General features: G+C 45.7%; 15 protein-coding genes. 2 read left to right on the top strand and 13 right to left on the bottom strand.

Translation table 11 applies throughout. The features are described 5' to 3' along the window. Positions 1-17: 17 nt before the first annotated feature. Positions 18-572, bottom strand: a complete 555-nt coding sequence (locus RA086_RS11285; RefSeq protein ID WP_308703882.1) for a TetR/AcrR family transcriptional regulator — start codon at positions 570-572, stop codon at positions 18-20. An 87-nt stretch (positions 573-659) separates the two neighbouring features. Beyond that, entirely contained in the window at positions 660-989 is a 330-nt protein-coding gene (locus RA086_RS11290; protein WP_308703883.1) for an ArsR/SmtB family transcription factor, read from the bottom strand. A 184-nt stretch (positions 990-1173) separates the two neighbouring features. On the opposite strand from RA086_RS11290, the gene RA086_RS11295 reads away from it, so the two are divergent. Further along, positions 1174-1434: a hypothetical protein gene (locus RA086_RS11295; RefSeq protein ID WP_308703884.1), complete on the top strand. Its 261-nt coding sequence runs from the start codon at positions 1174-1176 to the stop codon at positions 1432-1434. 592 nt (positions 1435-2026) lie between these two features. Beyond that, positions 2027-2494 carry a VOC family protein gene (locus RA086_RS11300; protein ID WP_308703885.1) on the top strand — a complete coding sequence of 156 codons (468 nt, stop codon included), beginning with the start codon at positions 2027-2029 and terminating at the stop codon, positions 2492-2494. A gap of 48 nt (positions 2495-2542) precedes the next feature. On the opposite strand, the gene RA086_RS11305 is transcribed toward RA086_RS11300, so the two are convergent. From RA086_RS11305 to RA086_RS11355, 11 genes are all read right to left on the bottom strand, one after another. After that, positions 2543-3484, bottom strand: coding sequence for a DNA/RNA non-specific endonuclease (locus tag RA086_RS11305; RefSeq protein ID WP_308703886.1), 942 nt, complete (start codon positions 3482-3484; stop codon positions 2543-2545). Between the two features lie 74 nt (positions 3485-3558). Beyond that, positions 3559-4110 carry a GNAT family N-acetyltransferase gene (locus tag RA086_RS11310; RefSeq protein ID WP_308703887.1) on the bottom strand — a complete coding sequence of 184 codons (552 nt, stop codon included), beginning with the start codon at positions 4108-4110 and terminating at the stop codon, positions 3559-3561. Between the two features lie 524 nt (positions 4111-4634). After that, a complete protein-coding gene (locus tag RA086_RS11315; RefSeq protein ID WP_308703888.1) occupies positions 4635-6143 on the bottom strand; it encodes an MFS transporter in 1509 nt (502 codons plus the stop codon). A 243-nt stretch (positions 6144-6386) separates the two neighbouring features. Beyond that, complete coding sequence (locus tag RA086_RS11320) at positions 6387-6917, bottom strand: GNAT family N-acetyltransferase (protein ID WP_308703889.1); 531 nt, start codon at positions 6915-6917, stop codon at positions 6387-6389. A 75-nt stretch (positions 6918-6992) separates the two neighbouring features. Continuing rightward, positions 6993-7295, bottom strand: a complete 303-nt coding sequence (locus tag RA086_RS11325) for a metal-sulfur cluster assembly factor (protein ID WP_308703890.1) — start codon at positions 7293-7295, stop codon at positions 6993-6995. After that, positions 7295-8704, bottom strand: a complete 1410-nt coding sequence (sufB, locus tag RA086_RS11330) for a Fe-S cluster assembly protein SufB (protein ID WP_308703891.1) — start codon at positions 8702-8704, stop codon at positions 7295-7297. Before sufB ends, RA086_RS11325 begins: the two co-directional genes overlap by 1 nt. After that, positions 8697-9143 (bottom strand): Fe-S cluster assembly sulfur transfer protein SufU, encoded by a 447-nt coding sequence (gene sufU, locus RA086_RS11335; protein WP_308703892.1) that lies wholly within the window; start codon positions 9141-9143, stop codon positions 8697-8699. The genes sufB and sufU overlap by 8 nt, the downstream gene beginning before the upstream one ends. Continuing rightward, positions 9140-10357, bottom strand: coding sequence for an aminotransferase class V-fold PLP-dependent enzyme (locus RA086_RS11340; RefSeq protein ID WP_308703893.1), 1218 nt, complete (start codon positions 10355-10357; stop codon positions 9140-9142). Before RA086_RS11340 ends, sufU begins: the two co-directional genes overlap by 4 nt. Next, positions 10350-11624, bottom strand: coding sequence for a Fe-S cluster assembly protein SufD (gene sufD, locus RA086_RS11345; protein ID WP_308703894.1), 1275 nt, complete (start codon positions 11622-11624; stop codon positions 10350-10352). Before sufD ends, RA086_RS11340 begins: the two co-directional genes overlap by 8 nt. A 10-nt stretch (positions 11625-11634) precedes the next feature. Further along, positions 11635-12429 (bottom strand): Fe-S cluster assembly ATPase SufC, encoded by a 795-nt coding sequence (gene sufC, locus RA086_RS11350; RefSeq protein WP_308703895.1) that lies wholly within the window; start codon positions 12427-12429, stop codon positions 11635-11637. 314 nt (positions 12430-12743) lie between these two features. Continuing rightward, complete coding sequence (locus RA086_RS11355) at positions 12744-13571, bottom strand: phosphotransferase (RefSeq protein WP_308703896.1); 828 nt, start codon at positions 13569-13571, stop codon at positions 12744-12746. Positions 13572-13954: the final 383 nt, after the last annotated feature.

Genomic DNA, 13954 nt, shown 5'->3' on the forward strand with positions numbered 1-13954 from the left:
ACCTTCCTTCAAAAAAATTAAATCATATGTTGTTCTAATGAGAACAACGATGCTAACGTTGTCTCAATTGCTGCTTGAATCTTTGGATCGCCACCGTCACGGCGATCACTACTTAACCACTGCACGATACTTGTAATGGCCCCACTAACTAAGTATGCGGTCAGATCTGGTTGTCGCGCATTACGAATCATCACGAACACGCGATCCGTGGCCCCAGTACGCGCGATTGCCAAAAAACAATCATTGATCACTTGCTGCGAGCGTGCATTGTCACCCTCTGTATTTGTCACCAATAAGTGCCGTAAGATTTCGGTATGCGTGCCAATAAAACGTGACATCACGGCCGAACCAGCGGCATCCGTTTGTTCAGCCGCCAATAATTCTTCCAGCGCTCGCATGACCATCTGTGCTAATAAATCAAACTTATCAGTGTAATACCGATAAAAACTACTCCGATGAATCAACGCACGCTGACAAATTTGTTCCACGGTAATCTGTGAGATCGACCGTTGTGCCAATAACTCGTACATCGCACGTTGCAAATCCAGCTCCGTCCGAATTGAAATTGCCACCACCCCTTTTTATGATATTCGTTCATTCGAATATAAGAATACTATAGACCGAAAACAACGTTGCTCCCGCGGCAACGAATTTAGTCCCTAATGTAAATATGGCTTTAACTTTAAGTCTTCACGTAATGTATGAATTAAATGTTCAACCTTAGTTAAAGGGCCATCAAATGTCACACGGTAATAGTTTCGTGTTCCTTGACGCTCAACGCTCACAAAATGATGATCCTTTAACGTTTTCAACTGATGGGACACCGCTGGCTGCGAGATCTGCATAATCTTGGTCAATTCCCCGACCGTTAACCCCTTAGCATGCTGAGTCAACTCGATCATGATCTGCTGCCGGCGTTCATCCGCTAAGACTTCAAAAATTGGAATCGTTTCACGGAATTCTTGCAAAGCTGCTTCGTTTGGATTCATTTATTTCCCTCCTTATATTCTTATATTCAAATATTAGAATGTATCAATATTACCCCCATTTTTAAGTTTTTGCAACGGTTAGTTTATTCTGTCTGATTCTAAAACAAAACGAGTCAACTGGTCTGTTAGTTCTCAAAGATAGCGGTTACAATAATCTCAAATCAGTATTGGGGGGCGATATACCATGAAACCATTAAATCAAGATGCTATTATTTTACGTTTAGGATTAGTCACCGGTTGTTGGGTATTAGTCCAATTACTATTATTGCCGTCTGCATTGTTGGCCAATGCGACGGTCTTACGAGTTTCAGCCGATGCGCTACTGGCCATTATTCTGACCATTGGCTTATTAGATGGCTATCGTGCTTGGAAACAGCGCCTTAATTGGCGTTATGCCGCCACCGATTTAGTGTTACTGATCCTCGTTGCTATTTTACTGTGGTAACTTAAAAGCCAGCCTTACGCTGGCTTTTTTTGACGCTAAAATTTCATAATAACTGATTACTGGTCGGTCTCAGTGGGTGCTGTGAGACCGCACTTTGGCTCACAAACGTGACCACCAAGTTCCAGCATCAGTCCGGATCAACCGGAACGGCAAACAAGCATTTTGACAAGATTATAGATTTAAAAAAGTGGCACCAAAAAACGCCCGGCAAATTGCCAGACGCTACAAGGGTCTTAATTCCAATCAGACTGATTGAATAGTATAACTCAGTTGGGAGCCAAGTTATTTATATGGAAAATCACAGGTATCTCTGGGAAGGAATTACGTGTGATCTGAGTCTAATTTACTGACTAGCGTTACTTGCTAATTTATTGAGAGAAAAATTGCAATTAACGGCGGTTAAGCAACGCTATGCCAATTAGTATAGCGGGTTTTACAGACTTTACTAGCACCAAATCAGTTAGTTGTCGTAGAATACGACAATTTTCATAGATTGTCCTAATTTTGATTACCAAAGGCTTAATCGGTTGCCATTGGAAACGGTTAATGGGACAATTTGATTGCGTTCACAATATTACTTGGAGATGAAAAAATGCAATCAAAATTTTATCCTTACTTAGCTTTTGACAATGCCAAAACGGCAATCGCCTATTACCAAAAAGTTTTTGGTGCGACCGATGTTTATCGTTTGAGTCCCAAACCGGAACAGGCCAAAACGTTTGGCTTACCCGCGGATGCCGATCTTGATAATCTGACGATGCACGGTGGCTTCACCGTCCTCGGTGTAAAAGTCGAATGTGCGGATGCCTTCGGTCATAGCGCTAAGCCGTCAGATCAGATCACCTTAATGATCGATATTGATAGTGAAGACGAAACCAGTGCTCAGGCTGCTGACGCGTTCTATCAACAGTTAGTTGATTCTGGCGAAGTTGAGATTACAATGCCTTTCGCCGAACAATTCTGGGGTGGTAAAATGGGCCAGTTCACCGATAAATTTGGGGTTCACTGGAGCTTGCATTCTTCACCTTGGTCCATTGCTTACGACCATCAAAATAATTAACCTGTCAAAAATCCCAGCTAACGATTTTAAATTAGCTGGGATTTTTTATTAATTGACCGCTTTTTTTACTGCTTTATAACCATACTTTAGTAGCTCACGTTCAACTTGTTTTGAAGTCGTCGTGTGGCTTGAATACCGACTAGCCTTAGTGTTGGCCGTGCTAGTCACTTTATCAGCGCCCGCAACTTGCATTTGGCTATCTGCTTTGCCACGACCGGTCGCATAATCAAAACTGACACCGGGTTCGACATTCCAAATATAAACATTAAAATTGACGCTACCATCTGTCGAAACAGCTTGTGACCAGTAGCCCCGTGGCATTAATTCATTACCACGGAAAACCGTCGTAACACGATAAATGACTTTCTTACCTTGTTCCAATGCAGTCCGAACTTGATCCTCATAGATCTGCATGGTCCGTTGATTAGAATAAGCCGTTTGCGTCGCTAGGTTCTTAGGATTATCCAGACTGCCACCCTCGCCATTTCGGAACTGACCATCCTGTGTCAGATTAAACGAAATCGTATAGGCAATCAAATGACCACGATTTTGTGGAAAAACACGTTTGCCATTTACGGTAATCGGTTGATTATGCCAACCGGTTGGACTCCAAGTCTGTGCTGCACGTCCAGCAGACCGGCCTAAATTAGCCTTGCTCAAATAAGCCGTATCCGTAGTCGTTCGGTTCAAGCCATCTAAATTACCATAATCAATTTTAGAATTTTTCCACAAACTCGACTTCAAGGTACTTTTACCACTATTGACCTTGATAGCCGCTGCGGCACCGGATTGATAAGTCTGCTTTGCCAAAGTAGCATAAGTTGTTTTATCATCCCCACTCGTCCCTGCCGCAAACGCCGTGCGCTTACTGCTAGACGCGGTGTGACTACTCCCATCAGAAGAGAGTTGATTGACTGTGCTACAGCCACTAAGTAGTACGGTTAACCCCAAGATTCCCATTAAACGCGCCAAATGCAGTCGTTTTATCATTTTGAATTCCGCCCCATCTTTTTTTGATTACTGTTTTCATGATAACGTACTTTCATGAGGGGAACAAATGTTTTTTAATGAGATTTCAGTTGTAACAGTTGCCAGTCTGACCGTAAAATACCATACTTTACTGAATCATAATACTGTCCCTGCCAATACCGAACTTGTGGGATCCGTCCCTCTAAATTTAAACCAATGGCCGCGGCCAAATGCATCATCCGAGTATTGCCCGACCAAGTGGTTAGCCCAATATGTGGCAAAGTCGTCACTTCGGTAAATAAATGAGTCAACCATAACGTTAGCGCTCGCCGACCGACTTGTTGGCCCCAATGGCGATCATCATAAATCAGAATGCCAACTTCCAGCCAACGCTTTAAGTCGCCATCGACAAAATGCTGATTCACATTGCCAACAATCTGGTCATCGACAGTTATAACCCAGTTTTTAGGTTGCTTGAGCCAATCACGGGGACCAATCACCGTTTCAAAAGCTTGTTGACTTGGTAACTGATCTTTAAAATACGGCCCATTCCATTGCGTCCAAGCCGCTTGTGGCTGACTAAAACCAAGTCGCCACAATTGTGTTAATTCCGATGCTTGAACTGGTCTAATTTTAACAACTGTCATGCTGATCCCCTCTTTTTAATTGACTGCTAGTTATACCTAAAATAGATACAGATACACCGTAACTATCCTAATTTATAAGTATCTACTTAACTTTACCGCTCCGGTTGGTCTGGATTGATGCTGGAACGTGGTGGCCACGTTTGTGAGCCAAAGTGCGGTCTCACAAGCCGGGCTTTCTCTAAGCTGGAAGGCCACCAGCAAAGAGAAATTTCACCACTGAGCATCATTCAGCCCGCCCTGCGCTAATTAGTATTTCTAACATCAATTGTATTTTGGCGCTATTCAGATTCACAACCACTATTTGACGCCGGAGTGGACCAGTTTGTTTGCCGTGTCGAGACACTTAGCTGGGCGAACGTTACCCAGGTTAGTGTCTGGCCGACTTTTAAGACGTGATTTTCGGCTTGAAAGCGCCCTGCAGACCGTTCTTTGGCTGCAGGTCTGCCTCACAGCAAACGAACTGGTCCACGGAGGCGGACAAAATTAATCAATGATTCAAATATGACTGTTACAATGCATCAGAATCAATTGGAATGATGCATCACAGTCGTCTTGCCGACAATTCGGGATCGTTTAGCATGTGCGGGCCGAAAGACAAAGATATCGACCGCTAACCCAATCACCAATAGGACGAAAGCTAAGCCCATAATGTGGTGCAAACCAGCATGCAAAATCGTCCGCATAGCAGGTAATAACTTTGCCGACAGCGATTTGGCACTCGTAGCATCACTCAGTTGGTTCATCATCGTCATCGTGATTTTACCATTGGATTGGGCCACGCCTTGCGTTAAGGAGTGATTCAAAACAACACTATAAATCGACGACATGAACGTCTGCCCCAACATCCGTACCAGCAAACTAAAGGACGTCGCAATTGGGACATCACGATGCGCGGCTTGCTGCTGGACACTAACTTGCAACACGGTAAAACAGATCCCAATACCGACCCCTTGAAAAGCTCCCGCGACAAGTAAGAGCCAGTAACTCGTTTGCCGCGTCGCTAAGGCCAAGAGTCCAGCAGCAATTAACATGCCACCAAAACCAATCATGACGATCGTCCGGGTTGACCATTTTTGCTCTAAATTAGAGCTCCATTGGGCCCCCAAAAAGTTCGTGATAGACCCCGGAATCTGAGTGACACCCCCGATCACGGCCGTCGTCCCCAGTAACCCTTGCGCCCACATTGGCACGTAAACGTTGAAGCCAACGAAGAACCCATAGATCAAGAAAAACATAACAAATGAGGCGACTAAATAGCGATTTTTAAATAACCGACTGGGAATAATCGGGTCCGCAGCTCGCGTCTCAGCGACCAATAAACCGGCTAATAAACTTAGTGCCAAAGCTAAAATAAGGCCGACACCCCATGGCGATAATTTGCCAATCATTTCAATACCCACTAGCAAACTTACCAGACCACTCGTCAATAAGGCCGCGCCGAGGTAATCTACTTTGGAAACAGCTACTTTGATCTTTGGTGCTTGATAGAGCCATTGAATAATCGCAATCGACGCCAGGCCAATCGGAACATTGATATAGAAGACCCAGTGCCAACCAAAGTTATCCACGATAAACCCACCAACTAACGGACCAATGATGGCCGCCGTACTAAAGCTGGCCGTGACATAACCGAACACTTTGCCCCGTTTGACCGGATCTTTATAAATCTCCGCATAGATAATGTAAGGAATCGCAGTCATCCCGCCACTCCCAATCCCCATAATCGTCCGCGCAATAATTAAGAAATAAATATTTGGCGCTAACCCTTCAAATAATGCCCCTAACACAAAAATCGTGGTCGAAATTTGATAAGCACGTTTATTGCCAATCCGTTCACCTAGCTTGCTCCACAGAGGTGTTGTGACCGCGCCGCCCAACAGGAAGACCGCCACAATCCAACCCATCAACTGAATCCCATGTAGATCACTGATGATGGCCGGTAATGCCGTGCTGATAATCGTACTATCTAGACCATTCATGGCATTTGATAATAATAAAGCCACGGTCACGATCATAACTACTTTCTTCGACAACTCGATTCCTCCAAATATGTACTAAAAACTAATTCTAAAATAACGCTACCCTATTAGATTACACTATTTAGCACTGGTCGACCACGTGTTTTTCTGAAAATAAGGTTCAAAAAAAGAACTATCAATCTGGCTGAAGGACTGATAGTTCAACTATTTAGGCGATTCTACGTTAAATGATACTTTTCATTTAACATTGAGCGGTAACTCAACAAATTAAGTATATGACTTGAAACGCGTTCCAGGTCAAGCACTTTTTGTGCCTAACCAAGTTTTTTTCGATAAGGCATAACGCATGACGTGAATCAGCTCACCATTATCTAAAGTGAACGTGTCCATTTCACCAAAGTCTTGCATTCCCATTTTAGCCATGACCCGACCAGACCGTGGGTTAGCACTGGCATAGTGCGCTTCTAATTGGTCATAATGTAACGTTTCAAAAGCGTAGGACATCAAGGCCTGCCCGGCTTCAGCCACGTAACCGTGACCCCAAGCGCTTGGGCTTAACGCATAGGTCAAGACACCCGTATTGGCTTCATCATGAAATTCATAAAACCCGATCAAGCGCTGATCACTTTTCCGTTCAAGGCCAAAGACCGTCTTCGCATCGGCCAAAAAGTGGGTCTTAAATACTTCAGTAAATTGTGCCGGCGTTTGAATCGACCGATAACGTAGATAGGCCACCACTTGTGGCTCTAAAATCATCGCTTGTAAGGCGTCATGATCTGTCGGCCGTAAAGGGCGTATAATGAGGTGTTGCGTTTCAAATTGTGCCACTGTTTTCATCCTCCAAAAATCTGTTAATGAAAACAATTATATTTGTTTACAACATTTTTTCAACGATTCTGCTCGTTATACCCCCAAAGTTAGGCGAGCCGTCCGTGACATCCGCGCGATCGACCATGCCGGTGACCAGACTAAGTTAATTTCAACCGTTTTAACCGTTGGTAGTGCCAATAGTGCGGTCGTAATCCCATCGGCTAACAGGTCTGTCAATGGGCACCCCATCATCGTGAGCGTCATCGTGACCACACAATGGCCAGTTTCATCATTGGTCACATCATAAATCAAACCCAGACCCACAATGTCGACGCCTAATTCGGGGTCAATGACCTTAGCCAGTGCTGCCATACCGGTTGCTTTAAAAGTTGTCATTAGCCAATCGATCCTTCCATTTCAAAGCTGATCAAACGATTCAATTCAACCGCATATTCCATGGGAAGTTGTTTCGTAAATGGTTCAACAAATCCCATAATGATCATTTCAGTTGCTTTTTGTTCAGAAATTCCACGACTCATTAAGTAGTACAGCTGTTCTTCAGAAACCTTTGAGACCTTGGCTTCGTGTTCCATTGACACATTGCCATTTAAAATTTCGTTATACGGAATCGTGTCACTTGAAGACTGGTCATCCATAATGATCGTATCGCATTCAACGTGCGCAAACGACCCATCAGAATGGCGGCCAAATCGGACCGTGCCCCGATAATCAACCGCCCCACCATCTTTCGCAATAGATTTAGAAACGATTGACGAAGTCGTATGCTTAGCATTATGAATCATCCGCGCACCAGTATCTTGATCCACATTGTGCCCAGCGACCGCAATTGATAGCATAGTGCCATGGGCACCGTCGCCATTCAAATAAACTGAAGGATACTTCATCGTAATCTTTGACCCCAGGTTACCGTCGACCCATTCCATCGTCGCGTTCTCCAAGGCTTGGGCGCGCTTCGTTTCCAGACTATAAACATTGTTTGACCAGTTTTGGATTGTCGTGTAGCGACAAGTCGCGTTAGCTAACACGTTGACTTCAACGACGGCCGCATGCAAACTATCGGAATCATAACTCGGTGCCGTACAACCTTCAACATAATTCACACTAGCCCCCTCATCAACAATTATCAAGGTTCGTTCAAACTGCCCAGTCATTTCAGCGTTGATTCGAAAGTAAGCTTGAATCGGCGTCGTCACTTTGACCCCCTTAGGAACATAGATAAACGACCCACCAGACCAAACAGCCGCGTTCAAAGCCGCATAAATATTAGCATCCGGCGTCACTAATTTCCCAAACCATTTTTTAAACAACTTAGGATACTTTTGTAAAGCGGTATCGGTGTCGGTAAAAATAATTCCTGATTTTTCGAAGGCTTGCCGCATACGATGATAGACGACTTCCGACTCATACTGCGCACTAGAGCCCGCCAAATACTGCCGTTCAGCGGCTGGGACTCCTAAACGGTCAAAAGTTTGCTTAATTTTATCAGGGACATCCGCCCAATCACGGTATTGTTTATCGGTCGCCTTCTGAAAATATTTCATATGCACCAAATCTAAGCCGGATAAATCTGGCCCAAATTTAGGCGCCGCCATCGTCTGATACAGGGCATAGGCCTTTAACCGATAGGCCAACATCCACTCCGGCTCATGTTTTTCCGCTGAGATCTGACGAACCACCGCCTCACTCAAGCCCTCACCAGTAGAATAAACCGGGGTCACCTCATCATGAAAGCCATATTCGTAGTTTTCAGTCCCACGCACCACTGCCTGCACCTTATCACTCATTAGTCCCCACCTCCGCGATTGCCTGTGCGGCTGCATGCCAAGCCAGCATCGCACAACGAATCCGCGTTGGAAACGCTGCGACACTTCCGAGCACGGTCGCCTCACCTAAAGCTTTTTTCAGGGACGTCGAAATGGGCGTCCCAATCACTAACTTGGAAAACGCTGCAATCAACGCCGTCGCCTTAACGACCGTTTGACCAAGCAAGACATCCGTCATGACACTGGCCGAGGCTTGTGAAATCGTGCAGCCCGTGCCACTAAATTGCAATTGCGTAATTTTACCCGCCACGACCACCAATTGAACAGTGATGACGTCCCCACAAGTGGGATTCGTTAGTGTTGTGGCAGGAACACCGGCCAATACACCATGATGATGTGGGGTCTGAGCATGTTCTAGGATCAGGGTTTTATATAAATCTTTTAGTTGTAACAAACTCATGATTGGAAAAACTCCCTTACTTCTCGTAATATTGCCAAAAAATGGTCGATCTCAGCGGGCGTATTATAAAAAGCCACGCTGGCACGCACGGTGGCCGGGACTTGTAGCCACTGCATTAAGGGTTGCGCACAGTGATGTCCGGCACGCACTTCTATCCCAGCAAGGTCCAACCCCGTGGCGATATCGTGCGGATGACAACCGATCACATTGAACGCGACCACCGGACCATGTTCGGCCACTGATTTTGGCCCATAAACCGCCACACCGGGCATGTTCAGTAAGCCGTTCAGTAGTTGCGCCGTCAGCTGTTGTTCTTGTGTTCGCAAGGTGTCAAAGCCAATTTGTTGGATATAACTGATGGCTGCGCCCAAGCCAATGACCCCACTAATATTAGGCGTTCCGGCCTCAAAGCGTTGTGGGATTGCGGCTAGCGTGGTGTGTTCCCAAGTAACCTCACCGATCATTTCACCCCCGAATTGTGGCGGTGTCAGTGTTTTCAACAAAGCTAATTTGCCATACAAAACACCGACGCCAGTTGGACCAAACATTTTATGACCTGAAAAAGCATAGAAATCAGCGTCCAGTGCCTGAACATTGACCGGTTGATGCGCAACCGCTTGAGCGCCGTCAACGACTAAAATCGCGCCATGTTGATGAGCCAATTTCGCCAAAGCACTGATTGGATTTGTCACGCCTAAGACATTTGAAACCTGAGCGACCGCAACGATCTTAGTACGGTCAGTCACCATCGCTTCAGCGGATTGCCAATCCAATTCACCGTTTGGCAATAAGCCGATAACTTTTAACTGGGCGTGTTTGCGCAACGCTAACTGTTGCCAAGGAACGAGGTTACTGTGATGTTCCATGGCTGTCACCACGATCTCATCACCGGCCTGAACAGCTTGTTCACCATACGTTTGCGCCACCCAATTCAAACTATCTGTCGTTGAACGGGTAAAAAACACGCTTTCTCGCTGTGGCGCCTGAATAAATGCCGCCACTTGATCACGAACCGCTTCATATTGCGCCGTTGCGCGAGCTGCCAACGTGTAAACGCCGCGATGAACATTGGCATTGGCGGTAGCATAGTACCTACTGATCGCGTCAATCACCACTTGTGGCTTCTGCGAGGTCGCCGCATGATCTAAATAAATTAACGGTCCACCATTGATTTTAGTGGTTAAAATGGGGAAATCTGCCCGATAATCAGTCATTGTTCACCGTCAGCCGCCTTTCAATCAAATCGTTCAATTCTGTTCGCAATCGTTGCGACTTTAGTTCAGTAATGACTCCGGCTAAAAAGCCCCGAATCACTAATCGTTCAGCGACCGGTCGTGGGATGCCGCGACTCAACAAATAGTACATTTGTTGTTCATCAACGCGACCAACACTGGCTGCATGTCCAGCCTCCACATCATTTTCGTCAATCAACAGAATGGGATTCGCATCGCCACGCGCCTGAGATGACAACATTAAGAGTCGATTCTCTTGATCAGCTTTTGCGCCGTGTGCGCCCTTAATAATGTGACCAATCCCATTAAAAATTAACGTTGCGGCATCTAAAATAATGCCGCGTTGCACGATCTTAGCAGTCGTTTTCTGCCCATAATTCGTCACACGCGTGTCAATCCCTTGGGTTTGTTGCCTGTTCGCAATGGCGATTGTCTTAACTTGAGCGGTGGCACCTCGCCCTTTCAATTCTGTATCAAAATCCGCGACCACGCGACCGGCATTCATTTCGGCTAGCTCCCAGTTCAGCTGAGCATCCGTCGCCAAATAGCCGCGTCGATTCAAATAAGCTGTCGTTTGGGCATTCAACGCATCAATTCCGGCAAAATCCACTTGTGCCTGCGCTTCAGCAATCACTTCAACGAGAACATGTGCTGCGTTGGCTTCTGAGCCGATTGTTCGCAACCGTTGAATGACTTGCACACGACTATTTTCAGCCGCAATCACTAAACTGTGATTGAAAAAGTTTTGCGGTTGGCGACTATCTACGAATTGGGTGATCTCAATGGGTATCGTCAACTGAACATCAGCGGGAATATAGAGGAAGAAGCCATTCGTCATCAAGGCCGTGTTCAACGCGGTCAACTTATCCGTCCCAAGTTTCAAAGCTTTACGCATCAAATAGCGTTGAACTAAATCACCATGCGTCCGAATCGCTGCGCGCAAGTCTGACAAGATGACCCCTTGTTGAATCGCTTCAGTGGGTAAACTCAACTGGATCGTCGTCGACCCCACCGAGTAAAATTGTTGCTGCCTGCCCAAGTCACCGGCTGGTTCTAAGCTCTCGTGTCCAGTTGGCACCGTAAAGTCAAGTAGCGGCCAAGTTGCATAACTGATCTTCTCAAACTTCGGTAAAGGTAAGGCATCATAAACCGCCAAGGCTTGCTCTCGCAGCGCTAATAGCCAACTGGGTTCTTGTTGTAACCGAGAATATTGTCGAACTCCCGCTAATAACTCATCTTTGTTCACCATTGGCCCTCCCTTACTCGACATCATCGTCCGTCAAAGCAACGCTCAAACCGAGTTCATCACGTAAGCCAGCATAACCCTCTGCCTCTAGTTTCGTCGCCAGTTCAGGGCCGCCCGTTTTCACAATGCGACCAGCCATCATGACATGAACAAAATCGGGAACGATATAGTTCAGTAAACGCTGATAATGCGTGATCATCAAGGTACCAAAATCTGGCCCAGCCATGGCATTGACCCCTTTGGCAACCACTTGTAACGCGTCAATGTCTAATCCAGAATCAATTTCGTCAAGAATCGCAAATTTAGGACGAATCATTAATAACTGTAAGATCTCATTACGTTTTTTCTCGCCACCCGAAAAGCCTTCGTTCAAATAACGTTCAGCCATCGCATCAGACATATTTAACAAGGCTAAGTTATGATCCAACAAGGCCAAAAAATCGGATATCGGCAGCTGGTCATCATCGGCTCGGCGCGCATTAATCGCCGCCCGTAAGAACTCAATATTGGTCACACCTTTAATTTCAGCTGGATATTGCATCGCTAAAAAGAGGCCAGCACGTGCCCGCTGATCAACGGTCTGGCTCAGAACATCTACCCCATCTAGCGTGATACTGCCACTAACCACGTGATACGCTGGATTTCCCATGATTGTTTCAGACAACGTCGACTTACCAGTCCCGTTAGGCCCCATGATGGCATGCGTTTCACCCGTTTTTAACGTTAAGTTGACACCGGTCAGAATCAACCGTTCTTGCTCATTTTCTGTGACTGAAACTTGTAACTCTTTGATGACTAATGTTGACATAATCGGCCTCCATTTCTAGCTATGACTACTTTATGTAGTTAGTAATTTTATACTTGATACTATCCATTGTGTTTTTTGTCAATGAGTCCAGTATACGTTATTAAGTGCCAGCTTTGGGAATCAATTGTAAACAAGTTAGCCGCCAGTCAACCATCAGTTGACTAGTATGTACATGACATCTATGACACTTTTTAGCTTAAAACACGCTGATTGATCCGTGGTTAGTGTGTCCAATCCTCAACTAACCTAACCATCTCAAAATTTTTCATAAAAAAAGACCACTGCTTGTTCAACCCGCAGTGGCCTTACTTATCTCAAGTTAAATCGTGTTCAACCGCTTGCAGCATTCGCTGTCCGACTCGCTCAAATTGCGGGTCGGGCATTGCCTGGACATAGCAAAAAATCCCTACGGCAGTCCTAAAAGTTAGCCAACCTTTCGTCAGCGGCGATAAGATTGGTAAGGCCCCATAACCGGCCAAAAAAGCTGATCGACATGCCGGCTGATCAGCAAAATCTTGATAAAATAGTTTTTGCAACTCTTCTTGTGGATAGCCCATTTTAGCACGCTCAAAATCAATCAGTTGCAGTTTTCCCTCAACGAACTGATAATTACGACAACTGACATCACCATGCAAGCCCAGCAACTTAGTTTGCCCTAGTTCAGTTTTGATGGCGCCAGCCTGACGTTCAAAAATTGACATTAAGGCCGTTAACCGACCGACTAGCGGTGTCACTGGCAAACGCGCAATTTTAGCTTCAGTATCCGCAAAGTCAAACACTGCCAAAGTCTTCGGAACGGGTAAGCTGACTGTCTGATGAAAATGCGCCAGTACCTGACCCATCTGAGTCGCTAATGCTGGCGTGATTGGCGTGGACAATGGCGTCACTGATAAGTCACGCATCACCAAGATCCACTCACCAGCTGGACCTTGCCAACTCGTTAAGACCCGGTCATTGAGCTGCTGATTAACACAACGTTCTATTTCAAACTTACCACGCCGTTCCGGTGTAAATGCTTTAACAAAAACCACCTGTTGCCAACGTCGGCTGTACCCGGTAAACATCCGATTGAACGACGGATGCACGATTGGGACTAAATCCGCCTGCAACTGTGTGGCTAATTGATGACTCAAATGATCCATAACGGGCTCCTTTTTTGGCCAAAAAAAAGACTTAGACAAATTGCCCAAGCCCTTCCCAACAACGATCGGTTTCGACTACCCACTGAGGTAGTTGCTATATGTGCCCCGTCATGAATCCTGCCCATTCCGAGAGGTATTAAGCTGCCGCCAAACTTAAGCTGTGCCATCTGAGGTAGACCGACCCAACCCACCGATAGTCAAACCGTTTGGTGCAAAATATGTATAGTCCAATTAAACATTAACCACAGTATAACTGGCGGATATTGCTAAGGCGTGACATGGTTGTTACAAACAGATTACATCCAGTATAAATTGGTTAAGAATGGGGTAAAAAGCTTGTCTTTAATCGTTCGGCCTGCTTCTGAACAGTTAGTTAAACCAAA

Source organism: Lactiplantibacillus brownii, from assembly GCF_031085375.1.
Classification (GTDB): domain Bacteria; phylum Bacillota; class Bacilli; order Lactobacillales; family Lactobacillaceae; genus Lactiplantibacillus; species Lactiplantibacillus brownii.

Bases quoted from the DNA above. Each gene is read 5' to 3' on its own strand.
- sufC (WP_308703895.1), bottom strand. From the start codon at position 12,429: ATGTCAACATTAGTCATCAAAGAGTTACAAGTTTCAGTCACAGAAAAT.
- RA086_RS11340 (WP_308703893.1), bottom strand. From the start codon at position 10,357: ATGACTGATTATCGGGCAGATTTCCCCATTTTAACCACTAAAATCAAT.
- sufD (WP_308703894.1), bottom strand. From the start codon at position 11,624: ATGGTGAACAAAGATGAGTTATTAGCGGGAGTTCGACAATATTCTCGG.
- RA086_RS11300 (WP_308703885.1), top strand. From the start codon at position 2,027: ATGCAATCAAAATTTTATCCTTACTTAGCTTTTGACAATGCCAAAACG.
- RA086_RS11295 (WP_308703884.1), top strand. From the start codon at position 1,174: ATGAAACCATTAAATCAAGATGCTATTATTTTACGTTTAGGATTAGTC.
- sufB (WP_308703891.1), bottom strand. From the start codon at position 8,704: ATGAGTGATAAGGTGCAGGCAGTGGTGCGTGGGACTGAAAACTACGAA.
- RA086_RS11355 (WP_308703896.1), bottom strand. From the start codon at position 13,571: ATGGATCATTTGAGTCATCAATTAGCCACACAGTTGCAGGCGGATTTA.
- sufU (WP_308703892.1), bottom strand. From the start codon at position 9,143: ATGAGTTTGTTACAACTAAAAGATTTATATAAAACCCTGATCCTAGAA.
- RA086_RS11290 (WP_308703883.1), bottom strand. From the start codon at position 989: ATGAATCCAAACGAAGCAGCTTTGCAAGAATTCCGTGAAACGATTCCA.
- RA086_RS11310 (WP_308703887.1), bottom strand. From the start codon at position 4,110: ATGACAGTTGTTAAAATTAGACCAGTTCAAGCATCGGAATTAACACAA.
- RA086_RS11325 (WP_308703890.1), bottom strand. From the start codon at position 7,295: ATGACAACTTTTAAAGCAACCGGTATGGCAGCACTGGCTAAGGTCATT.
- RA086_RS11305 (WP_308703886.1), bottom strand. From the start codon at position 3,484: ATGATAAAACGACTGCATTTGGCGCGTTTAATGGGAATCTTGGGGTTA.